Genomic DNA, 23,347 nt, shown 5'->3' on the forward strand with positions numbered 1-23,347 from the left:
GGTCACCTCTCACGCTGTCTTCCCGGCTCGCCGACCATCCGTCACGGCCCGTCACGCCGACGACGATTTTTTTCGAGGCGCGGTCACGGCACGAATCCGGCCAGGATGGCGTCGCTGTCGGCGATCGCCTGGCCACCGAGCCCAACCCCGTCGCCGCAGGCGTCCGCGACCACGGCGACCACTTCCGCGCTGGCGGCGATGCCATAGCCGAGCGCGCGCGACTCGCCGTCGCCGACACAGATTTCGCCCCCCGGCTCCTGGTCGCTGATCGCGTGCGAGTTGAGCCGCAGCTCGGAATCGAGGTCGAGCAGGAACATGCGAATGCCGGTGTCGCCGACATCCGCGATCGTGTCGCCAGCGACCTCGAGCGTGCCGACGAACTGGCCCAGCACGTAGATGGCGCCCTGGTGGACCGCGACCGCGTGGACCTCGCCGGCCTGGATCGTGCCGGACTCGAGCATGTCATGGGCGACGCAGCCGCCGTCCAGCGCCGAGAGGCGGGTGACGAAGCCGGTGTAACGATCGAGCGAGTCGTCCTCGCAGCCAGGCAGGCCCGGGAAGAATTGCCCCTCGCCGAGGCCGACGACGACGACGTCGCCGCTGCCGTCGTCGGTCACGGCGAGCCCGTTGACGCGGTCCTTGTAGCTGCTGCCGAGCGTGACGATCCAGCTGTCGCCGGCGAACATGGCCTCCGAATCCTCGGGCAGGTCGAGCCCGACGCGGGCGACGAATCCATTGGCCGCGCCGACGACCACGGGCTCGTCACCCGCGACCGGCCCGGTGATCTGGCCGGCGATGAAGACCGCGTCGCCGCTGACCGCGACGGCGGAGGCGGTGGTGGTGCGCACCGGCTCTCCGTTCATCGGATCGATCACCGGCGGGCTCAAGAGGCAGCGCGGCGTGACCTGGTCGAGCGCGGGCGCGAGGGCGGCGATCAGAAAGCCAAAGGTGTCCGGATCGGCGCTGGCACAGTCGCCGGCCGCGAACAGCTGCCCCGCGTCGCCGAGCGCGAGCGCTCGCACCTCGGTCGCCTGACCCAGCGCGGTGGTGGCAGCCGTCGGCGCGCCGTCCTCGACAGCGAAGCTGGCGACGAACGCCCCGCCGCCCGCGAGCACCGGCAGCGCGCCGAAGCTCAGCGGCGCCGCGCACCTGCCGCCGATGTACACCTCGGTCTCGCCGACGACGAGCGCCAGAGCGACGCCGCTCGCGCCCGCGTCCTGCGGCTCGCCCGCGGTGAACCACTGCAGCGCGCCGGCGCAGTCGAACTTGGCGACGAACGGCGCCTGCTCGCCGATCGCCAGCGCGTGTTGAAAGCCGCCGATCGCGATCTCCTGGTCGAAGTTGCCGGCCACGTAGGTGTTGCCCGCCCCGTCGAGCGCGACCGCCTGCAGCGTCTGCTTGCCGGCGCCGGTGACGTGGATCAGCGAGGCGATCGAGCTCCCCGGTCCGCTCGGCGGCTCGCACTCGAGCGCGCCCGTGGTCGTGCCGGTGGTCGTCGGTATCATCGCCCCGGAGGACGTCGATTCCGCGATCGTCGTCTCGCCCCCCGTCGTCGTGCTGGTGATGACCGAGGTCGATCCGGCCCCGTCGCTGTCGATCGGCACGACCTGCGGCGTGCAGGCGAGGATCACAGTCCATGCGAGCCGTCGCAAACCGGTGATTCTCCTCGTCGCAGACCTCAAGCCTCGCGCCGCATCCCTGTCATGTCTGGACGACCGGCGCGGTCTGGATCGCGTCGCACCCGACCTCACGCCTCGCGCCGCCGCATCCCTGTCGTGTCTGGACAGCCGGCGAGGTGCGGATCGCGTCGTCGCTGGCTTCACGCCTTGCACCGCTTCATCAGCGCCGTGAACTGCGGATCGCTCGGATACTGGTCGGCGACCGTGCGCGCCGTCGCCACGTTGCCGCGGGTGCAGTGGATGCGCACGCGCATCAGGTCGCGGATGTCCGCGCTGGGGCTGCGCGGGAAATCGCGCCGGTGCTCGTCCAGCAGCGACAGGGCCAGGCTGGTGTTGCCCGCGGCCAGCGCGGCCTTGGCCTCGTCGAGGATCCGGTGCTCGGCGGCCAGGCTGTTGCGGCGCGCGCTCGACGGATCTTCGACCGGCGGGGCGCTCACGGGCGGCGGCGGAGCGCTGCGGCGCGCCGGACGACGCGGCGCGACAGTCGGCGGCGAGGGCTCGCTCCCGATCGCGGCCTTTGATGATTCGTCCTCACCGGCCGACTGCGGTGATTCGTCCTCGCCGGCCGACTGCGGTGATTCACCCGCCACCGGCAATGCTGCCTCGCCCGCCTTTGAGGATTCGCCCCCACCATTCGCTTGCGCTGATTCCCCCGCCTCGCCGCTCGCCGCGGCCTGCGGTGATTCCTGCGCCTCGACGCCTCGCGCGCCGACGGCAGCGATCGCCGGCCCGGTCGACTCCTCGCGCAGCCCCGCCATCAGCGCCGCCGCGGCCACCACCGTGGCCACGATCGCCGCCGCCCCCAGCAGCAGCCCCGAGCGCGGCGCCGCCTGCCCGGCAGCCGCCACCGGGCCCAGCTGCGCCGGGATCGGCCCCGACAGCGCCGCGCTCAGGCGATCGAGCTCGCCCGGGGCCGGCCCCTGCTGCAGACAGTGGCGCTGGATCAGCAGCGCCCAGCCGGCCGCGCCAAGCGTCGCCGCGAACGCCTGGCAGCGGCGGCGAGCCAGGCGCAGGCGCGAATAGATGGTGTTGAGCGGGGCCCCGAGCGCCTCCGACACCTCCGGCGCCGACAGGCCCTCGCCGTCGCACAGCATCAGCACCTCGCGCTGGTCTTCGGGCAGCTCGCGCAGCACCGCCTCGAGCGTCCAGGCCGCCTCGCTGCGCGACATCGGCTCCTCGCGGGCCTCGCGGGCCGTCTCGGCGTCGGTCAGCGCCTGCGCCTTGCGCATGTGGCGGGCGTAGCCACGGCGCAGGTGGCGGACGTGGTTCCACACCACCGCCGTCAGCCACGGCTTCAGCGGGCGCGTCAGGTCGACGCTCTCCAGCTGGCGGAACACCGAGACCCACACCTCTTGCGCGACGTCGTGCAGCTGCTCGGGTGGGACGCCGAAGTGACGCGCGAGCCGCCACACGTGCGCGGCGTGCTCGGTGTAAATGGCGGCGAACTTCGGGTCGCGGGTCATGGGGTCTTCTGGGCTGCCCGGCTCCGGGGCGTTCCGTCACTGGCTTGCACGAAATTCGAGGCCGAGCCCGCCGGCGAAGAAAAACCGAGTGATTCCGTAGCTCCCGCCGGCGCCTCGGGGCTCCAGCGGCGGCAGCAGCGGGCCGCCCGAGGCCCCGAGCCACAGGCCGACGACCCGGTGAAACCACCACACCAGCCCCGGCGCCGCGTGGACGTTGAAGGTCGGGACCGCGCGGTTCCACGCCGCCCCGCCGCGCCCGGCCAGCGCCCCGCCCTCGACCCCCGCGCACAGCAAAAAATCGACGCGCCGGGTCGGCAGCACCCCGCAGCCGCGCACCAGCAGCGAGCCGCGGACCCAGTCCGAGCGGAACGCCGGGTCGTCGGGCCGCAGCCGCAGGCCGTCGACCCCGTCGGCCGCGAGCCCGAGCTCGAGCCGCGCGTGCTTCCACACCACCCCGAGGATCGCCTGCCCGCCGCCAAAGGCCCCGCGCGGCAGCAGCCCGAGCCCGACCTGCCCGGCCAGGCGCACGTGCAGCGCGGGCCGCCGCTTCGCCGGCGCCTCGTCGACCGCCCAGGTGCGCCACACGGTGTCGGCGTAATGGATGAAGTCGTCGACCAACTCGAAGCAATGGCCCGACTCGACCGCCGGCCGCTCGGTGGTCCCGAACTCGCCGCGCGCCGCCGTCTCGAGCCGCCAGGTCTGCGCGTCGACGCGGGTCACGCGGGCGCGAAAATCGGTCACCGCCGAGCGCGGCACGTCGGCCACGGTCGTCTGCAGCCGCGCCCGCACGTCCGCGGCCGTCGGGCACTCGGGCGGAGCCTGCCACGCCACGGCCGGCGCGGACGCCAGCAGCAGCGACAGCGAGAAGGGGGCGAGCACCGCAGCGATGGTACCGGCCGGGCATTTGCTCCGGCAAGCGGCGGGACCGAGCAGCGGCGACGAGGCCCACAGTCGAGCTCGGCACACGCCCGCTCCGGCGGCGCCGACCCGCGCAGGCCGCTTCACGCTCGATCGCGCAAGCTGGCCGCCGACCCGGGACGAGCCACCCATTTCACCCGCCGACCCGACGCTGCGAGACGCGCTCGGACGAGGACGCGGCGCAAAGCACATGACCATTCGAGCATGTCCGAAAGATCATGCTCCGGACCGCCGCGCCCTCGCACGCGGCTCGTGAGGTCGATGCTCGCCTCGCGGAAATCCCATGGGACTCGGTACGCCTCGACGACCCCGAGCTCCCTCTTCGGCCGCGACTCCCAGCCGTCAAATCAACGACATGTCCGCTCGAGCATGCCCCTTCGAGCATGCCCTTTCGAGCATGCCCCTTCGAGCATGCCCTGAGAGCCAGGCCGAGCGCTCAATCCACGGCGAAGCGCCGCACCCACCACTGGTTGTTGTCGTCGTGATCGAGCCGGGTCAAGACGTGTCCGCCGACCACCAGGTAGTCGGCGCCGAAGGTCGCCGCGAGCGCCTCGCCGAGCTTGTCCTCGGACGGGTCGGAGAACCGCGAAGTCCACCGCACCTCGCCCTCACCGTCGAACAGGTGGACAGTCGCGGTCCAGTTGTCCCGCGCGTCGGCGCCGACGACGGCGACGTGGCCCCCCGCGCCCGCAGCCAATTGCTCCGGCCGGAGCCGCTGCATGGCGGTGTCGAGGGTGAGCTCGGTCCACGCCGCTTGCTGATCGGCCGTCACACGCCGGACGATGTGCGCCCCGGGTTCGACGATTTGCCCGGCCAGCGCGAGACCGCCGTCGCCGAGGCTCGCGACCGACTTCCAGGCCGGGTTCAGCGGGTCGTCGAGCGCGAGCGAGAGCGCGGCGCCGGTGTCGGTGGCGAACGCGGCGAGCATCGGCCGCCGCTCTTCGTCGAAGAGGTGCCCGGGCACGAGGACCCGCTCGCCGACCACCACGACCTCGGCGGGGCTGACGATCGGGCCCTCCGCCGTCGCCGTCTCCCACACGATCTCGCCCGTCTCGAGATCGTGGCGGCGCACCAGCATCTGCCCCTCGACCGCGTTCGAGCCCGAGATCGCAAACAGCCCGTCGCCGGCGGCGGCGATGTCGATGATGAACTCCTCGGGCGGCGTCCATGAGCCCAGCTCCGTGCCGTCGGGGGCGAATCGATGAATCCCGGAGTGAGGGGTCGTCAGGACGATCTGCCCCCCGGTGGCGACGGTGATAGGTCCCCTGTCCGGCAGATCGATGGTCCACAGCTCGGCGCCGTCGGGCGCGAAGGCCCTCAGCTTGGAGAGCTCCTCGAACACGCCGGTGGTGCAGATGTAGATCGTGCCGTCCGGCGCCGCGGCGAGGTCCGTGAGCTGGCCCTTGCCCTGGCGGGTCCACACGACAGTGCCGGTCACCGTGCAGTCGGCGTCGCAGCCGTCGTTGGGCTCGTCGTTGCCGTCGTCGCAGGCCTCGCCGTCGCCGACCACGCCGTCGCCACACACCGCGGGCAGCGGCGCGCCGGTGGTCGAGCCGGTGGGCATCTCCCCGCCGGCCGGATCGCCGGTGGTGAGCACGGGCTCGTCGGTGGCGGATTCACCCTGCTGCGCGTCACCGACGATGATCGAGGGGACGCAGGCCGATAGAGCGAGCGCTGTGAGGGATAGGGCGGCAAATCGCATGGTGTTGTCCTCCACCGAAGCTCGTCCCCGGCCCCCACGGTTTCCGTCAAGGCGCCCGTCGATCGGGGAAAAAAGTTCGCGGGGCCCACGAAGCGAGGGCCGCACCTGCGAATCACTCCGCGTGCGCGACGCGTGCGCGCCGCCCATCCGACCCGGGTCGGACCTGCTCGTGCGATCGAGTGACTCGGCGCGCACGCCACCGGCGAGACCGGCGAGCATCACCCCGGGCTCGCCGCGGTGACCCCTCACGGGCACAGCTTCATCAGCACCGTGTCGTAATCGTCGGCCGGCCCGACCAGGTGGCCGTCGAGCGCCATCGAGTCGCGGAACTGCCCCGCGACGTACACCGCGCCCGCGGCGTCGAGCGCGACCTCGGAGCTGACCCCCCAGCTCTCCGCCCCGAACGACCGCGCCCACCGGGTCGCGCCGTCGACCTCGAGCTTGGCCACGAAGCCGTCGACCGCCGGGTTGCCGCTCAGGGAGATGCCGCCGAGATCGATGCCGCTCTGGAACTGGCCGGCGAGGGCCGTCCTGCCGGCCGCGTCGCCGGCGATGTCGAGGAGCCCCTGCTCCTCGTGCTCTCCCTGTCCGAACGCCAGCTGCCGCAGCGGCGCGCCCTCGCCGTCGAGCGTCAGCAAGAAGCCGTCGACCGAGCCGCTGCTGCCCAGCAGCGCCCCGCCGAATTCCAGCCCGCCGAAGAACGAGCCGCCGACGTGGACCCGACCCACGCCATCGGCCGCGAGCGTCGGAAAGTACGGCATGTGGGCCGGGTCGCCCGTGCTCACCAGCATCGGCTGCGGCTGGCCGTCGGCGGCGAAGCGCGCGACATACATGCTCATGGTCGTGAACGGCATCGGCGGCTGGTCGTCGCTGAGCGCCGAATGCTCGAACCGGCCCGACACCCACACCACGCCGTCGCCATCGACCGCCAGCCCGGTCGACTCGAAGCTCCCCGGCGCGTCGACGCCCATCGCCTGGCTCCACACGTGTTCGCCCGCCGCGTCGAGCGTCACCACGAAGCTGTTGTTGCTGTCGGGCTGCCCGATCTGCCCGCCGCCGAAGTCGGTGGGCGTGCCGATGTCCGCCGCGAAGACCGTCTCGCCGTGCACGGCCGCGATCTGGGACACCCTGCCGACGGTGGCCATGTCCGAGCCCGCGAAGCTGCGGCTCCACAGGTGCTCGCCTTCGGGCGACAGCCGAGCGACGAGGACGTCCATGAAGCTCACCGCGGTCAGCTCTCCGCCGCCGAGATCGATCGAACCGCTGAACCGCCCGCCGAGCGCGATGCTGCCGTCGTCGTCGACCGCGACCTCGTCGATGCGCTGCTCGCCGAGACCGCCGAAATGGCGGCTCCACAGGTGATTGCCCTCGGTGTCGAACTTGGCCACGAACGCGTCGGGCCAATCGTCGGTGACGGCGAAGGTCTCACCGCCGAAGCTGGCGGGGTGGTGGAACTTGCCGACCAGGATCACATTGCCCCCGCCGTCGACGGCGAGGCCGAGCCCGTTGTAACCGGTGTCGGAGGCGGCGTCGAACTGCTTGATCCACCGCACCTGGCCCGGCGCGCCGCAGAGCTCTTCCTCCGACTCGCCGTCGGTGCCGCTGCCGTCCGTCGTCGAGGTGCCGGTCGTCGAGGTGCCCGTCATCCCCCCGCTCGTCGTCGGCGTCGCCCCCGTGGTCGACATGCCAGGCTCCTCATCCGTCGTCCCCGCGGACTCGGTGCTGTCCCCCGAATCCTTGGGCGGGCCACAGGCGAGCACGATCGAAGCGGCCAGGAATAACGGGCGGACAAACATCATGGCTCGCAGCATACACCCGATCGCCGGGCCGCGATCCGGGGCGGAGCTCGCCGGGCGGATTGCCCCAGGCGCTGCAGATAACGGCGAGACCTTCGAGAATGGCGGGACTCGCCGCGACGGGTCGCTACATTCACGTCGCCGCCCCCGATGCCTGCCTATCCACTGTCACGATCGCCGGGCTGCCCGCGGCGCGCACGCGAGGGAACCCACGCCCCCGGCCCCGGAGCTTGCTCGTTTCCGCACAACCGCGCCGACCGCGGATGCGATACCCTGGGGCCCACAAGGCCCAGCGGGCCGGAGAGACCGGAGGCCCAGACGTGGAGCAGGACCGCAATTTCGTGTTCGAGCGCTATCTCCCGCTGCTCGATCCTGACAGCTTCTCCGACCTCGCTTTTTACCGCGAGCTCGAGCGCATCGGTTACCGCCAGATCTTGCTCGGCGGCACCGGCTCGGCCGACTTGCCGGGGCTGACGATGAAGATCAAGGAGCAGACCCGGCTGCAGGTCGTGCTCTACCCGGCCGGGCCCGACTCGCTGGCGCCGGCCGACGTCGTGCTGCTGCCCGACGTGATGAACTCGAACTCGCACTACGCGCGGCCGTTCGGGTCCGGCTCGGTGGCCACGGCGATGCACGTGGCGCGTCGCGGCCTCAACTTCATCCCGCTGGCCTACTTCATCATGGGCAACAGCACCGCGCGCTGGTACTTCGACGCGTTCCTGGTCCCGTCGCCGAAGATCATCCTCGGCTACGCCAATTATGCCCGCATGATCGGCTACCGCTACCTCGCGCTCGACTACGAGGACCCGGCGCTGGCGATCGACCCGGCCCTCATCGCCGCGCTCAAGCAGGTCTCCGGGCTCCACCTCGTCATCTCCGACGAGTTCGATCCGGCCAGCGGCGAGAAGGCGCTGCGCATGGGCGCCGACACCGTCGTGACGCCCTCCGACATGTACGAGGACGCCAGCGACCCGCTCCGCCTGGCCCGCGAATTCTACGACGCCCTGCTCAGGCCCGCGTGAACGAACCGCCGCACGACCCCGCAGGCACGTCCCCCCGCCTGCGCCTGCTCACCCGCCCGCGCGCCGCCGCCGGGCCCGACCTGCCGCTGCCGCCCCCGCGCGAGCTGCTGCGCGTGTTCGCGGTGGCGATCGCCATCGGCTCGACCGCGGCCGTCGTCGGCGCCTACTACATCACCGTCGCCACCGAGTTCCCGCCGGGCGCGCTGCCGCAATTCCTGGTCGTGCTCGCCGGCCTCGTCGTCACCTCGATCGCCGTCGTCTACCTCCGTCACCTCCGCTTCGTCGACCGCCTGGGACCGTGGCTGCGCCGCCCCGGCGACAGCGTCGACCTCGACGCCTGGCGCCAGGCGCTGAGCTGGCCGGCGCGCATCTCGATCTTCATCGGCCTGTCGGCGGTGGCCGTCGGCCTCTGCGCGGCGGCGATCATGATCGCCATCACCGGCGACGTCTGGCTCGGCCTCCACATCGCCGTCGGCGGGCTGCTCGCCGCGGTGCTCGACGCGATCTTCGCCTGGCTCTACACCGACGCCGCGACCCGCCCGCTGCGCCGGGCCCTGATCGCGCGCAGCCCGATGCTGCCGGTCATCGGCCCCGGGATCGTCCGCCTCGGCCTCGGCGCCAAGATGGCGATCGTGATCGTCGGCGTGCAGCTGGCCGGGGCGGTGATCTCGGGCACCCTGGCCTATCGCGGCGCGAGCGCGGCGATCGCCGCCCACGAGCCGTCGGCGCTGGCGCTGCACATCCTCGTGGTCACCGCGATCGGCCTGCTCGTCAGCCTCTCGGGCTGCTTGCTGGTCACGCGTCACACCACCGACCCGCTGCGCGAGCTGACCGACCTCGTCGGCACGCTGACGCCCGACCAGCTGTCGCGCCGCGCCCTGCCGATCGGCGGCGACGAGGTCGGCCAGCTCAGCGCCGCCGTCAACGGCATGCTCGGCGGCCTCGAGGAGCGCGACTTCATCAAGGACGCCTTCACCCGCTACGTCACCCGCCAGGTCCGCGACGTGGTGATGCAGGGCGGGCTCGAGCTCGGCGGCGAGCTCGTCACGGCGACGATCCTGATGGCCGACATCCGCGGCTTCACCCCGCTGGTCGAGCACATGCCGCCGAAGCAGGTGGTGCGGATCTTGAACCGCTACTTCACCGAGATGGTCGAGGAGTGCATGGAGCACGGCGGCCTCATCGACAAGTTCATCGGCGACGCGATCCTCGTGGTGTTCGGCGCCCCGGTCCGGCTCGCCCCCGAGCTCTCGGCCCGCGCGGCGGCCCGCGCGGCCCTGGGCATGCAGCGCCGGCTCGCGCAGCTCAACGCCGCGCTCGCGGCGGAGGGCTCGCAGCCGCTGCGGATCGGCGTCGGCGTCCACACCGGCGAGGCGATCGCCGGCAACATCGGCGCGCCGCAGCGGCTCGACTACACGCTGATCGGCGACTCGGTCAACACGGCGACCCGCATCGAGTCGGCGTGCAAAGAGGTCGGCCACGACGTGCTGATCTCGGAGGTCACGCGGGTATTGCTCGGCGACGCGGCGGTCGTGGGCGCGCCGGTGACGGTCCATCTCAAGGGCAAATCGCGCCCCACGGCGGTGTTCCCGCTGCTGGGCCTGAAGACCTCGTAAGCCCGCGAGGTCGTCTGCGGGGGCCGGCGAGCGGATCGCCATGCAGGTCACCGGGGGGAATGGCGGGTCGCGCTCGCACGTAGTCGCCGCGGGGCGCCGGGCGAGCGCCGGGCGAACGTGGCAAACCGCGCTCGGGCTCGCCGCGTCGGCACCTCGTGAGCGCGAATGATTCGCGGCGCTCGGCTCGCTCGGAATGCGCGCTCGGGGTCGCCGCGCCAGACCGCCGCGCCCGCTCCGCGCGGCCTCGATCGCCATCGTGTTCGCGCCCGGGGCGGCCGCGGTGGACGGGACGTTCGCCTGCGGGTAAAAAGATCTGTCATGGGGACGAGCGACCTGAACTACCAGTGGGCGGTCCGGCGCCCGGCGTGGACAGTGCGCCAGGCCGGGGAGCTCGTACGCAACGTCGCCAATACCGTCGAGGACGCGTGCCAGGTGCACTTCCCGCCCTCGGAGGGCTTCCGCACCGAGGCCACCGAGCTGAACGGACTGATCGAGGGTGTGCGCCTGTCGGTGTCCCGCGGCGAGTTCTCGGCGGTCGTCAGCGCCCAATGTTACGCCGAGAACCTATCCCTGGAGACATGTCCATCACGCCAGGTCGCGGTTCGCCTGGTCGCCGCCCGCCGCGACGGCGCGCCGCCGCCACCGAGCGTGGTCCGCCTGGTCCAGATCGCCGGCCCGGTCGCCCTGCTGCTCGGGGTCAGCGCGCTGGTGTTCGCGCTCATCTGCGCCGCCGCGGTCCCGGGCGTGGGCGGCTACTTCCGCCTGTCGCTATGGATGAGCTTCATGCTGATGATGGCCCCCGCGGTGGCCTGGCTGGCGGGCGCCCGCACCTCGATGCAGCTCGAGGCCGTCGAGGCCAGCCAGTCGGCGCTGTCGACCCGCGTGGCCGCCCTCGCCGACGCCAACGCCCGCTGGCAACGCCTGCTCGCCGTGGTCCACGATCAGCAGGTGGTGGTCGCCCAGTACAAGGCGCTGCCGTTCCGCCGGTGAGCCGGGCGAGGTTCGTGGTGCGATGATATGTCCCTTTGGACATATCATCATGGTTTCGCTAGAAAATCTGAACACCTCGACCTGCCGAGGTCCATGCCGGTGGATGCTTCGCTGCTGCTTGCTGCGTCAGCCGACTGGCTCGAGCCGCGGCACGCTTGTTGTCGGAGCAGCGAGCTCCTGCTGTGAGCAGGATCAGCGCAGTACCAGGACCAGCACGATCACCACGATCAGCACCGCATTGACGGTGAAGAGGAGCAGCTTGACCGGCGACCCCGATGCCTTCCCCGGCAGCGGCGCGCCGCGGGTCGCGGGCCGCGCGACCTCCGATGTGGGCCTCGGCTGCGCGGGGCCTGTCGCCGCGCTTTCGGGGGCGTGCTCGAGGTTCGCCGGCGTGCGCGGCGGCTCGGTGAAGTTCGGCCCGGGTGACAGCTGCTCGGTGCGCTCCGAGCGAGCCGCCGGCGTCGCGTGATTGCCGACGAAGAGCTCGGTGCGGCCGGTCCTTCCGCTCGCGGGATCGCCGACGAAGATCTCGGTGCGCTCGGCGCTCGTGGTCGCGCCATGGCCGAAGAAGATCTCGGTGCGAGCGGCCCGGTTGGCCGGCGCCGGTTCGTCCGCGTGAAACGCCTCCGTCCGTTCGGCCGGCCTTTCCTCTGGCGAAAGGGGACGCGCCGGTGACGACGTGAAAATCTCCGTCCGTGGCGCGGCGGGGCTCACCGACGACGACGTGAACATCTCCGTCCGTGGCGCGCCAGAGCTCACCGACGACGTGAACATCTCCGTCCGTGGCGCGGCAGGGCTCACCGACGACGACGTAAACATCTCCGTCCGCGCTCCCGCCGTGCTCGCCGGTGGTGACGACAAAATCTGCGTCCGCGCCCCCGCCGAGCTCGCCGGCGGTGACGACAAAATCTCCGTCCGCGCTCCCACCGTGCTCGCCGGCGGTGACGACAAAATCTGCGTCCGCGCCCCCGCCAAGCTCGCCGGCGGTGACGACAAAATCTCCGTCCGCGCTCCCACCGTGCTCGCCGGCGGTGACGACAAAATCTGCGTCCGCGCCCCCACCGTGCTCGTCGGTGGTGACGTGAATATCTCCGTCCGCGCCCCCACCGTGCTCGCCGGCGGTGACGACAAAATCTCTGTCCGCGCTCCCACCGGGCTCGTCGGTGATGGCGGCAGCAGCTCCGTCTTCACGGGCGTGAAGGCCGCCTGCGCGGGTGATGGTGGCAGCAGCTCCGTCTTCGCCGCGGGCGGCCGGATCGGGTCCTCCGGCACCGCGAGGATGTCGGTCTTCTCGGCGCCCACCAGCTTCGAGTACCGCAGCGAACCGGAGCTCGCGGACGACGACGAGTCGGGGCGCGGCCGCGTCCAGTCGATCTCCGTCTTGCTCACGGGCGCCTCGCCGCTCGCTGGCGACGACGCCGGCGTGACGGCCCGCGGCTGGATGGGCGGCAGCAGCGATCCGCGCGGCGGCGCCGAATCGGCCGGGCGCGTGGGGACCGGCGACGACGGCAGCCCCAGCGGCGCGAGCAGAGACCCGCGCGGCGGCGATGCGAACGAGCTCGCGGGGCTCGGCGCTGCCGCGAGTGCGACCCCACCCGGCGGCGCCGATACGATCGAGCTCGCGAGGCTCGACGACGCCGACGGTGCGACCCCACCGGGCGGCGCCGACACGATCGAGCTCACCGGCGCCGACGCGACCGCGCCCGGCGAGGTCGGCGCGATCCACCGCTCCCGGACCGGCGGCACCACGCTCGCGGGGCCAGGTGCGCCCGGCGAGCCCGGCAAGATCGGCAGGTCGCTGCGCGGGAGCACGGCCTCCGGATCGTGCTCCGCCGAGACGCTCGCAGGCGGCTCGTATCGAGCCTCAGGCGCGACCGAGACCGCCGGCGCCGGTCCGAGGCCGAGGACCTCGCGCATCGCCGCCCGCAGCTCCGCCATGTCCGCGTAGCGCTGCCAGGGCTCGGTCGCCAGCGCCTCGGCGAACAGCTCGTCGACGGCCTGCGGCACCCCCGGGACCAGCGATCGCAGCCGCGACGGAGACCTCGGCGACGGCCGCTCGCCCGCGATCAGCTCGAACACCACCGACGCGAGCGAGAACACGTCGCTGCGGGCATCGCCGGCGCACGTGGCCTGTTCGGGCGCACGGTAGCCGCAATCATCGGCCCGGCCGGCGACCGGCTCGAGCTCGCCGACGCCGAAGTCGAGGATCGTCAGCTCGTCGTTCTCGGTGACGACGAGGCGCTGCGGCGTCAGGGCGCGGTGCGGCACGCCGAGCGCCGCGTGGGCGCGCTCCAGCAGCGCCGCCGCGCGCTCGCCGAGGCGGAGCGCGCGATCCCAGCGCGGCGTGGTCTGCTTGAGCCACCACGCCGGACCGCCCTGGCGCAGGCGATCGAAGCTCCAGCCGACCGGCGATTCGGCGAGGCAAAACGGCGGATCGGGCGGCGTCGTCGGGACGTTGCGCAGCGCCCCCAGGCCGGCCTCCGCCGCCGCGTGCACGACCCGCAGAAAGGCGGCCCAGGCGCTCGGGCTGCAAGCAGACGGATCGAACAACACGAGCACGAGCGGTCTGGCGGCCCCGTCGGCGGCCATGAACACGCGCGCGGGTCCGCTGCCGCGCAGCAGCTCTTGCAGCTCGAAGCGACCGGCGAAGCGGTGACCGACAGCGGGTGCGAAGGCTTCGGGCACGGACGCTCGCGGCTCAGCAGTTGATCTTCACCAGCTTACCATTGAGGATAAGCTGCTCGGTCGCAAGGACGCTGATGTTGCCGCCCGCGGCCAGGGTGATGTTGGCGGTCGCCGACACCGCGACGCTGCCCTCGGCGATGATGAAGACGTCGGGCCCGTTGAGGACGATGCGCGCGGCCCCGCTGGTGACCTTGTAGAACGTGTCCTGCATGGTCGTGCCGGTCGCCGGCACGCTCGGCGGGGGCGTCGACGGCTGGGCGATCGTCACCGAGTGGACCGCGCCGACCAGGCACGAGTCGTTGCTGCCGATCGTCGTCGTGCGGTTGGAGCCGACCGACGTGGTCAGGTTGGAGCCGATGGTTTCGGTGCAGTCGACGCCGACCGACTCGGTCATGTTGTTGAGGATCTGGGTGTTCCAGTCCTTCTGCGCGTGGAGGAAGATCTCCTCGGAGCCCTTGCGGTCCTCGAAGCGCAGCTCGTTGAAGCCGCCGCCGCCCGGCGAGCTGTCGCTCTTGATCGTGCTCTTCGTCTTCTCGGCCGGCAGCGGATACGGCGTGTCGTTGCCGCCGTGATAGATGCGGCCGATGACGATCGGTCGGTCCGGGTCGCCCTCGATGAAGTCGACCAGCACCTCGTGGCCGATCCGCGGCAGGAACATCGAGCCGTAGCCGTTGCCGGCCCAGGCCTGGCTGACGCGGACCCACGTCGTGCTGGTCTCGTTGTGCAGGCCCTCGCGGTCCCAGTGGAACTGCACGCGCACGCGGCCCTCGGCGTCGGTGTGCACCTCCTCGCCCTCGGGGCCGACCACCGTCGCGGTCTGCACGCCGCGCATGACCGGCCGCGGGGTCTGACGCGCCGGGCGGAACGGCAGCCGCAGCTCGGTCACCGTGAAGCGGTTGCGGTACTCGCTCGCGCCCGACTCGTCCTGGCCGAGCGTCTGCGGCTGGCTGCCGGTGTGCTCGACCTGGATGATGCGATACTCGGCGTTGAGCTCGTGCTTCGGGTGGCCCGCGAGGGTCATCGTGCGCCCCGCCGACAGCCGCGGGCAGTCGCTCACGCCGGAGCCGAACCTGCGATGGGACTGCAGCTCCTCGAGCCGCGTCTTGGCCAAGAATTGGCCCTGATGCGGGCCGCCGCGCCCGGGCTCCTGGTACTCGCCCGGGAACTCGTAGACCTCGAGGTCGGTGTTGGTGCGGGCCGCCTCCTGGGCCTCGAGCCCGAGGTCGGGCCGGTGGAGGTTGAAGTCCCGCAGCGACAGCTTGCCGGGCCGCAGGCGCCCGCCGAAGCGGAACTCGTGCACGTGCTCGCGGTCCTGCACCGCCCCCGTCGGCGGGTTGTAGTCGACCGTCGGCGTGCCGTCGATCGGCTGGTGCGCCTGCACGTGGTCGGCCATCAGCCACACGTGCCGCGCCTCCTCGTGCTTGAAGTAATAGAAGATCCCGTCCTCCTCGAGCAGCCGGTGGACGAACGCGAGGTCGGTCTCACGGTATTGCACGCAGTAGTTCCGCGGCCCGTACTCGGCGGTCAGGTTGAAGGCGAAGAAGTCGCGCGGGATCCCGGCCGCGACCAGCACGTCGGTCACGATCTGCTCGGTCGTCTTGTTCTGGAACACCCGGCAGCCCTCGCGCAGGGCCAGGCGGTGGGCCAGCGGCGCGATCGTGAGCTCGTAGAGCTGGTGGCTGCGCGTCTGGCCGACGTACTCGGCCTCGGTGACGATCCCCTGGACCAGCCGCGGCGCGTCCAGGGCCCGGATCTCGAGCAGCGCGGGCTGACCGAGCAGCGTCTCGGGGTCGAGGTCGAGGTCGGCGACCTCGACGTGGAACTCGAACAGGCTCGAGAGGGCCTCGCGCCCGGCCATTCGGACCACCCCCATCGGCGTCCCGGCGACCTTCAGCTCGAATACGGTGAGACGTGAATTATCGACAGTCATACGTCAATCGAGCGAGGCGCTCCACATTCCGAGGTTACACCCGGGCCGGAGCCGAGGTCAAACGTGCGCGCCGGCGGCCTCATGCGCGGAGATGAATGCACAGTGGCGAATGCGAGCAGTCGCCCGGCGAACGATCGCGCGCGCGGGCCGGCGCGTTCGCGCGCCCGGCCGCGGCGCATGACTCGGCCGCGGCGGGCTGATATCGTGGCCGCTCGACGCGACCCCGCGCGATGGCGGCGACGATATGAAGACGGACGAGAAGGAATTCGAGGAGATGTCGGCCGGCGAGGGCATGTTCCTGCCGATACCGAAGACGTGGGGCAAGAAGGCGCTGGTCGCATTCACCAACGGCGTCGAGGGCGAAGAGGGCGCGAGCGTCGTCGTGCGCGTCGAGTCGATCGACGCCCGCACCAAGCTGACGCGCTTCGTCGACGGGCTGATGATCGAGCTGGCGCGCACGCTGCCGGGGTTCTCGCTGATCGAGCGGCGCGACTCGAAGCTCGGCGGGCAGCCGGCGCTCGAGATCGAGTTCACGTGGACCGCCCAGGGCACGGTGTACCGGCAGACCCACACCAGCGTGATGTACTCCCCCGGGCAGGTCGCGTGCGTGATCACCTCGGCCTCGCAGCGCCACCTGCCGGAGTTCAAGGAGACGTTCGAGGCGGTGCTGCGGGGCGCACGATTCACGCCGGCGGGGAAGTGACATGACCGGGGCAGCCGTCGCGCGCGTCCTGGACCCGATCGAGCACAGCCCCGGGCTGATGGGCTTCGCCATCGGCGCGGTGGTCGGCGCCGTCGCGGTGGTGGCGATCGCCGTGGCGACGGCCGCGACCGGCGGCGCGGCGCTCATCGCCCTGGCCGCCGCGGGCGCGGTCGGAGGCGGCATCGCCGGCGAGCTGATCGCCCGCGCCTTCGGCTCCAACATCACGACCGGCGCGCTGTCGCAGGGCTACCCGGACGTGCACGTCAACAACCAGCACATCGTCGCCGTCGGCCGCAAAGCCGAGCCGTGCTGGATCCCGGTCGTGTTCCCGCACGGCGAGACCGTGGTCGTCGAGGGCAGCGGCACGGTGCTCGTCCACTGCGCCCCGGTCACGCGGGTCGGCGATCAGCTGCTGTGCGACGCGATCGTCGGCGCCGGCTCGCCGAACGTGTTCGTCGGCGGCCCCAAGCACCGCGTCAAGGGCACGGAGAAGGGGCTGATCGACTTCATCCTGCCGCGCCTCGGCTTCGTCCTGACGGCGACGACGATCGCGATCTACCCGGCGTCGGCGCTCGGCTCGCTGGCCGCGGTCGGGCTGTACCAGTCGGACTACGGCACCTACAAGGCGATCAACACGACCGTCGGCAACGCCCTCGGCGTCGACCCCGGGTACGCCGCGATCGGCATCGAGCTGACCCTCGGGATGTTCGGCGGGGCGGCGGCCGGCAAGCTGCCCCGCGTCGGCTCGTGGAGCGCGACCAGCTCGGTGGCGCGGTCGCAGTCATGGCAGCGCTACCTCACCAGGAAGGCCGCCGAGGGCAAGACCCCGTGGTCGTACCAGCGGTGGTCGCAGAACTGGACCCACCTGGTCGGCAAGGAGGGCGTCAGACCGGGCGTGACGCGCAACCAGCGGGTCAACAATGTGATGACCTCGCTGATGTCGGCCGGCCCGCTCGAGCTCGGCACGCCCGACCTGCTCGGCGCGCTCAACTCGGCGTTCCAAAAGGCGATCGAAGCCAAGCCCCCCGAGGGCCACAACTGCGACACGTCGTGGCATGCTCCGGCAGGGGGATGACGCCATGCCGCACACGGACGAAGACGAGGTCGACGATCTGCTCGAGGGCTTCATCGTCGAGGCCGACCTGGCCGGACGCTGGCTCGAGCGGAATTACATGCCGCCGCGGCTGATGTTCTGGCGGCAGAACCTCGACTTCAGCCGCGCCTCGCTGGCCAAGCTGGCGCCGATCGTGGCCCAGGTGCTGGCTGAGGGCTCGCCCGACGCGCTCGAGGAGGTGTCGCGCCGCGCCGCGCAGTACCTCGGCGAGACGATCCAGGCCCACGCCCGCTCGTTCTGGCAGCGCACCGACGGCCGCTTCGAGCTCCGCATCGAGCGCGCGACCGGAGTCGTCGACGTGCTGCCGATCGCCGAGCCGATCGCCCGCCTGCTGCTCGCCGTACGCAACGGCGACCCCAAGGCGGCCGAGCTGCTCGGGCAGGTGTTCGACGACGCGGTGCGCGACGGCAACCCGCCGGTCGGGCGCTGAAGCTGTCCTCAGAGCCAGGCGAGGCGGTCGCCTCAGCGCAATGCGAGGACCAGCGCGACCAGCAATAGCAGGACCGTGTTGACGACGATCAGCGCGACCTTGACGGGCGACCTGGCCGCTTTTTCGGGCGCGGGCGCTGCCGAGGGGCTCGGCGGCCCGGAGCGCGCCGGCGGGGCCGCGGCGGGAGCGAGCGAGCGCTCGCGGTCAGGCTGGGGTTGCCCGGCGGTGAAAGAGACGGAGGGCGGCAGCAGCTCGGTGCGATCGTTGCGCGCGCCGGACTGGCCGCTGTTGCCCATGAAGATCTCCGTGCGCGCGCCGGACTGGCCGCTGTTGCCCATGAAGATCTCGGTGCGGTCGTTGCGAACCGGCGCCGCTCCGCCGTCGCTGCGGGCCGCTGGCTTGCTGTCGACGAAGATCTCCGTGCGGGCCGCCGGCGCCGATTTGTTCTCGACGAAGATCTCCGTGCGAGCTGCCGGTTGTGACTTGTTCTCGACGAAGATCTCCGTGCGATCGCTGCGAGCTGCCGGCGGTGATTTGTTCTCGACGAAGATCTCCGTGCGAGCTACCGGCTGTGATTTGTCCTCGACGAAGATCTCCGTGCGGTCGCTACGGCCTGCCGGCGTCGCATTGGCCTCCGGCAGGAGTTCGGTCCGATCGATGCGCCCGGACGCGCTCGCGGCGGCGCTCGGGCCCGAGGCCATGCGCGCGGCGGGGACCTCCGACATGCGCAGGGCCGCCGCGCCGCGCACCGTCGACGGCAGCGGCTCGCTGCGCGGTGGGCCTGCCAGCGGGGCCGAGGGGCCGCGCAGTCGCTCGAACAGCCCTGACGTCCGCGGCTCCTCCAGCGGCGCCAGGCCGGCCGCCAGCGAGCGGACCGAGCTCGCCCCGGCGGGTGGGGCCGGCAGCGCCTGCGAGCTCCCGCCGATCGTCAGCGTCGGCGGGGCGCTCGGCGCGATCGCGGGCTTGGCAGGGCCGGCGGCCGTCGGCTTCTCGCTCGCGGCCGACTCGAGGGTCGGCGACGCGCCCGGCAAGCCCGGCGCGGGGTCGATCCCGAGCACCTCGCGCAGCGAAGCACGCAGGGCCGCCGCGTTCGGCGGGCGCGCTTCGGGCTCGACGGCCAGCGCCTGCGCGAGCAGCTCGTCGACGGCCGGCGGCACCTCCGGCACCAGCGAGCGCAGGCTCCTGGCCTGCTTCGGCGAGGGCCGCTCGCCGGCGATCATTTCAAACAAGATCACCGCCAGCGAGAACACGTCGCTGGCCGCGTCGCCCGGGCCCTTCTGCTGCTCCGGCGCGCGGTACCCCAATTCGTCGGCGCGGCCCTCGATCGGCTCGAGCTCGGCGATCCCATAGTCCAGCAGCTTGACCTGGCCCTGCGCGCCGACCGAGCAGCGCGCGCCCGTCAGCGCGCGATGAGGCAGACCGATCGTCGCCTCGACCTCCTCGAGGATCGCCGCCGCCTGTTCGCCGAGGCTCAGCGCTCGCTGCCACGGGAGTCGGCCCTCCTCGGCGCGCAGGCTGTCGAAGCTGCGGCCGAGGTCCACCTCGGCCAGGCAGTGCGGCGGCGACGGCGGCGTCTCGCTCACGCCCTGCAGCAGCGACAAGCCGGGCAGCGCCGCCGCGGTCGTCACCTCGATAAGTTGCGCGAACGAGGCCCAGGTGTCCGGCTCGCAGCGCGCGGGGTCGAAGACCACGAGGACGACCCCGCCGCCCTGCGCGTCCTGGGCGCGGAAGACCTGGGCCGGACCGTCGCCGCGGACGAACGCGGTGAGCTTGTAACGATTGGCGATCCGATCGCCGACGCGCGGTGGGAAGCTGCCGGACAAGAGCGCTGTGCGACCGGAGGATAGGCCGCGGCCCGCGTGGCCGTCAACGCGAGCGGCCGCGAGCGAGGGCGCGCGTCGCCGGCCGAGCCGCGAGCGCGCACTGCTGTGATTGGTGGCAGTCGCGGGGTGAGTCACCCGGCGAGGCCACGAGGCCATCCGCGGACGGCGGTCCGGCGTCGCTATCGATCGCAGTCGCGGGAGAATCACTCGGCGAGGCCACGAGGCCATCCGCGGACGGCCGCCGCGCGGAGCCTCGCACGCGTAGCCCGACGAACCGAGCGCGGTCACGCAGCTACTTGCGCAGTCGCCGGAGCGGCGAGGCGTCCGCGGCCAGCCAGCGCTTGCCGTCCTTGGCGAACACCGCGCTCCCCGATCGCCGCGGCTCGACCGGCGGCTCGCAGGACGAAGACTTCAACGCCGCGCGGAGCTTCCGCCGCCGGCACCGGCTGTCACGCAGCCTGTCCTGCTTCTCGCTGCTCGCCGTGGTGACCGCGACCACCGGGTGCCGCTTGTAAGAACGTGCCATCGGATCGCCTCTCAACATGTCCTTAGGAACATGTCCACAAGGTCAGCGCGACGTCGCCAGCGCGGCCGCGTCGGCGACCGGCTGCAGGACCACCCGCGCCAGCCCGCGCAGCAACGGCTCGCGGGCGATCACCCGCGCGAGCGGCGGGCTGTGGGCGTAGTAAAAGCGGACCAGGTCGACACCGGTCGGCGAGGCTTTGAGAAAATCGTCGCGGAACGCCCGCAGGGCCGCGACCTGGGCCGCCCACGGCGCGCCCCAGGCGGCGGTGGCGAGGAAGCAGAACGTGTCGACCGTCTGGAACTTCTGCGCCTCGGTGGTGATGTCCGCGGTCACCAGCGGGCTGCGGTTGGTGCACGCGTCCTCGTGGCGGACCGCGAACTGGTAGGTGTAATCGGCCCACAGCTCACCGACCTCGACGCTCACCAGGCCCTCGGTGCGGCCCAGCTCGGCGGCGGAGAAGGTCGACTGGTGGGCCGCGCCGAGCAGCTCCTCGGTGAGCGGCGCGTTGCTGGCGATCGAGAACACGTGCACTTCCTTGAGCGCGATCGTCGGGTCGGCGGGCGGCGGCAGGCGAAAGCTGACCTGCACGCGATCGAACGACTCGCCGACCAGCGCGAGGTCCTCGATCGGCGCCAGCGCGTGGACCTGCGCGCACGAGCCCCAGCCGTCGCCGGGATCGCCGCCGGTCGTGCCGTCCGGACCGTCGGACTCGCCGCTGTCGCTGCCGCTCCCGCCGTCGCCGGTCGTGCCGCCCTCGCCCGGGCCGCCGTGCGAGTAGACGCCCCAGCGGAACGTCTCACCGTTCTTGCTCATGAGCTTGAGGCGATCGGCGCCGCTGCCGTCGGCCGCGCTGATGGTCGGATCGGGCGGATGCAGCGCGCCGGTCGCCCCGTCCCAGTCGGCGTAGCCAGCGTAATCGACGGTGCCGCGAAAGCCCTGGGTGAACGGATCGAACGGCACGGCGTAGACCACCGAGGGCTGCCCGAGGTACTCGACGCCGTAGGCCGAGAGGTCGGGGTCGACATAATGATCGGCGTCGCGGTCGAAGCTGAAGGCCGAATTCTCGTCGGCCTCGACGCCGATCTCGAGGTAGGCCGTGAGCGGCGCCCCGGCCATCGCCTCGGGCGGCACCAGCACCGTCACGAACGCGGCCTGGTCGCCGGGCGGGGTCGCGGCCGTGACGGCGTCGAGGTCGTTGAGCGTCGCGTAGGTCTGGGTCTCCTCGGCGTCGAGCGCTGGGTCGAACGCGAGGATGTCGTTGCGCGGCGGGTACCAGCTGATGTCGCCCTCCGGATCGAACTGCCCCTTGTCCGAATTAAAGACCTTGGGCGAGGGGCAGGTCATGGTGTCGACGGCGACCGTCTCGTGCTCGGACGGCGACAGCGGCCGACAAAAGTAGGGCTCGTCCGACGAGGTGTTCTCGTGAAAGCCGAGCGAGTCGAGGTCGCCAGGATCCTCGTCGTGAAGGATGATCTTCGGGTAGGTCTTGCCGCGCCGGTGAGCCCACACCGGCAGCACCGACACGCGCGGCCCGTACGGCGCGCGCCAGCTCGAGAGGAAGTTCCAGATCCCCGGCCGGTTGCCGATCCCGTACTTGCCGACCGCCTGGGTGACCATGACGTCCCGGACGTAATTGCCCTTGGCGTCCTCGAGCCAGATCGCAATCTGGGCGTTCTTCACCGGCGTGAAGTGAAACTCGACCAGCACCGGCTCGGCTGCTGCAGCGACGCGCACGGCCGACGTCGGCGCGAGCAGGAGCGCGGCGAGCAAGAGCGTCGGCGAGCGCGGCACGCGAGGACGATAGCACAGGCCCGCGGCGGACTTCGTCGGCCGCGACGACGAGCAAGGCGGGCGTCGTGGCCAGGGCAGAGCGCCTCCCGGGTCACCCGTCGAAGGAATCCTCCGCGAGAGTCACTCGCGGCGCGCGAGGTCTCGCTCGCGAATCACTCCTCGGAGAAGATCCCGAAGCGCGAGCTCTGCACCGCATCCCGAATCATGCCCGCGAGAGTCGCTCGCGCGGCCGCGTACACGACCGTAGCGAATCACTCCGTGCGCCGCGTCAGAACCGCAGCGCCCATGTCACCCCGGCCGAGCGCAGCCCGAACGTCGGCGCCATGCTCATCCGCCGCTCCGCCGCGCGCCGCTTGAGCCCGACCGCCAGCAACGCCCCGCCCGCCCCGAGCAGCACCGGCGCCAGGAACACGCCGAGCGTCGCCGCCACGTCCCAAGCTTTGGCGCCGTCGTCGATCGCCTTGCACGCGCCTTGCGGGTCGTTCGGCGGACACGCGTTGGCGGGGTCGTCGAATTGCCGCTGGCCGTCGCGGACCCGCGCCAGCCCGCCAGCGAACAACCCGAGACTGGCGAGGCCGAGGCCGAGCGACACGCCGCCGCCGATCGCCAGGCCGCGCCACGGCTTGCCTTGCTTCGGCGCGTCGACGGGCGCGCCGGGTGGCTCGCGCGGCCCCGTCACGGGCGGCTGCGGCGCTGCGGCGGCGTCGGCCGCGTCGCTGGCGGCCCGAAACCGATCGCGCGTCTCGATCACCTGGGCCGGCAGCGCCTCGCCCGGATAGGCGGCGGTGAACTGCGCGGCGTAGGCGTCGAGCACCGCCAGCCCCTCGCGCACGATGTCGAGGCCGGCGCCGTTCCGCGCCGACTTGCCGTAGGCGTCGGCGATGTAGCTGTAGACCGCCGCGCGGTTGTCCTTGTTGTCGGGCGACTCGTGGAGCCGCTCGACCGCGCCGCTCCACGTGCGCGCGGCCGACAGGTACTCGCCGCGGTTGAACTGGTCCTGCCCCTCGCGGAAGCCGCTGTCGAACTTCACGAGGTCGTCGGCCGGCGCCGGAGCGGCGCTCGTCACGGCCGGAGCGAGCGAGAGCGAAGCGCAAAGGGGCCAGACGAGGAGCGCCTGGATGCGTCCTCGCACGCGACGAAATGCCATGCCGCGACCGTA

The 23,347-nt window shown here is 72.0% G+C and carries 18 protein-coding genes; 7 read left to right on the forward strand and 11 right to left on the reverse strand.

The genetic code is table 11. From position 1 onward, the window contains the following. Window positions 1–83: 83 nt before the first annotated feature. Entirely contained in the window at window positions 84–1,505 is a 1,422-nt protein-coding gene (locus POL25_RS07665) for a hypothetical protein (protein WP_272085255.1), read from the reverse strand. Between POL25_RS07665 and POL25_RS07670 the strand changes: the two genes are divergently transcribed. Then, complete coding sequence (locus POL25_RS07670; RefSeq protein ID WP_272085256.1) at window positions 1,477–1,851, forward strand: hypothetical protein; 375 nt, start codon at window positions 1,477–1,479, stop codon at window positions 1,849–1,851. The two genes, POL25_RS07665 and POL25_RS07670, sit on opposite strands and share 29 nt — an antisense overlap. Here the strand turns inward: POL25_RS07670 and POL25_RS07675 are convergent. From POL25_RS07675 to POL25_RS07690, 4 genes are all read right to left on the reverse strand, one after another. After that, complete coding sequence (locus POL25_RS07675; protein ID WP_272085257.1) at window positions 1,820–3,142, reverse strand: RNA polymerase sigma factor; 1,323 nt, start codon at window positions 3,140–3,142, stop codon at window positions 1,820–1,822. The genes POL25_RS07670 and POL25_RS07675 overlap by 32 nt on opposite strands. A 36-nt stretch (window positions 3,143–3,178) precedes the next feature. After that, complete coding sequence (locus tag POL25_RS07680) at window positions 3,179–4,021, reverse strand: hypothetical protein (RefSeq protein WP_272085258.1); 843 nt, start codon at window positions 4,019–4,021, stop codon at window positions 3,179–3,181. A gap of 475 nt (window positions 4,022–4,496) precedes the next feature. Next, entirely contained in the window at window positions 4,497–5,762 is a 1,266-nt protein-coding gene (locus POL25_RS07685; RefSeq protein ID WP_272085259.1) for an outer membrane protein assembly factor BamB family protein, read from the reverse strand. 245 nt (window positions 5,763–6,007) lie between these two features. Then, on the reverse strand, window positions 6,008–7,561 hold the full coding sequence (locus POL25_RS07690; RefSeq protein WP_272085260.1) for an NHL repeat-containing protein: 1,554 nt from the start codon (window positions 7,559–7,561) through the stop codon (window positions 6,008–6,010). A gap of 317 nt (window positions 7,562–7,878) precedes the next feature. Here POL25_RS07690 and POL25_RS07695 point away from each other — a divergent pair, with 317 nt between their 5' ends. The 3 genes from POL25_RS07695 to POL25_RS07705 all read left to right on the forward strand — a co-directional run bounded on the left by POL25_RS07695 (window position 7,879) and on the right by POL25_RS07705 (window position 11,186). Continuing rightward, window positions 7,879–8,580: a geranylgeranylglyceryl/heptaprenylglyceryl phosphate synthase gene (locus POL25_RS07695; RefSeq protein ID WP_272085261.1), complete on the forward strand. Its 702-nt coding sequence runs from the start codon at window positions 7,879–7,881 to the stop codon at window positions 8,578–8,580. Next, window positions 8,577–10,196: an adenylate/guanylate cyclase domain-containing protein gene (locus POL25_RS44180; protein WP_272085262.1), complete on the forward strand. Its 1,620-nt coding sequence runs from the start codon at window positions 8,577–8,579 to the stop codon at window positions 10,194–10,196. The genes POL25_RS07695 and POL25_RS44180 overlap by 4 nt, the downstream gene beginning before the upstream one ends. 318 nt (window positions 10,197–10,514) lie before the next feature. After that, entirely contained in the window at window positions 10,515–11,186 is a 672-nt protein-coding gene (locus POL25_RS07705) for a hypothetical protein (RefSeq protein WP_272085263.1), read from the forward strand. 192 nt (window positions 11,187–11,378) lie between these two features. Here the strand turns inward: POL25_RS07705 and POL25_RS07710 are convergent, their stop codons facing one another. Both POL25_RS07710 and POL25_RS07715 read right to left on the reverse strand, forming a co-directional pair. After that, complete coding sequence (locus POL25_RS07710) at window positions 11,379–13,871, reverse strand: serine/threonine protein kinase (RefSeq protein WP_272085264.1); 2,493 nt, start codon at window positions 13,869–13,871, stop codon at window positions 11,379–11,381. Window positions 13,872–13,884: 13 nt separating this feature from the next. Next, window positions 13,885–15,801, reverse strand: coding sequence for a type VI secretion system Vgr family protein (locus POL25_RS07715; RefSeq protein ID WP_272085265.1), 1,917 nt, complete (start codon window positions 15,799–15,801; stop codon window positions 13,885–13,887). Between the two features lie 244 nt (window positions 15,802–16,045). Between POL25_RS07715 and POL25_RS07720 the strand changes: the two genes are divergently transcribed. From POL25_RS07720 to POL25_RS07730, 3 genes are read left to right on the forward strand one after another with little or no spacing between them, the layout of a single operon-like run. Next, entirely contained in the window at window positions 16,046–16,504 is a 459-nt protein-coding gene (locus tag POL25_RS07720) for a DcrB-related protein (protein ID WP_272085266.1), read from the forward strand. A gap of 1 nt (window position 16,505) precedes the next feature. After that, window positions 16,506–17,579 carry a PAAR domain-containing protein gene (locus POL25_RS07725; RefSeq protein WP_272085267.1) on the forward strand — a complete coding sequence of 358 codons (1,074 nt, stop codon included), beginning with the start codon at window positions 16,506–16,508 and terminating at the stop codon, window positions 17,577–17,579. A gap of 4 nt (window positions 17,580–17,583) precedes the next feature. Then, window positions 17,584–18,048, forward strand: coding sequence for a hypothetical protein (locus POL25_RS07730; protein WP_272085268.1), 465 nt, complete (start codon window positions 17,584–17,586; stop codon window positions 18,046–18,048). A gap of 32 nt (window positions 18,049–18,080) precedes the next feature. Here the strand turns inward: POL25_RS07730 and POL25_RS07735 are convergent, their stop codons facing one another. From POL25_RS07735 to POL25_RS07750, 4 genes are all read right to left on the reverse strand, one after another. Next, on the reverse strand, window positions 18,081–19,871 hold the full coding sequence (locus POL25_RS07735) for a serine/threonine protein kinase (protein ID WP_272085269.1): 1,791 nt from the start codon (window positions 19,869–19,871) through the stop codon (window positions 18,081–18,083). A gap of 292 nt (window positions 19,872–20,163) precedes the next feature. Next, window positions 20,164–20,397: a hypothetical protein gene (locus POL25_RS07740; protein ID WP_272085270.1), complete on the reverse strand. Its 234-nt coding sequence runs from the start codon at window positions 20,395–20,397 to the stop codon at window positions 20,164–20,166. Between the two features lie 42 nt (window positions 20,398–20,439). Continuing rightward, window positions 20,440–22,188, reverse strand: a complete 1,749-nt coding sequence (locus tag POL25_RS07745) for a CFI-box-CTERM domain-containing protein (protein WP_272085271.1) — start codon at window positions 22,186–22,188, stop codon at window positions 20,440–20,442. Between the two features lie 268 nt (window positions 22,189–22,456). Then, window positions 22,457–23,254, reverse strand: coding sequence for a hypothetical protein (locus POL25_RS07750; RefSeq protein WP_272085272.1), 798 nt, complete (start codon window positions 23,252–23,254; stop codon window positions 22,457–22,459). Window positions 23,255–23,347: the final 93 nt, after the last annotated feature.

This window comes from Nannocystis bainbridge (assembly GCF_028368995.1).
Lineage (GTDB): Bacteria > Myxococcota_A > Polyangia > Nannocystales > Nannocystaceae > Nannocystis > Nannocystis bainbridge.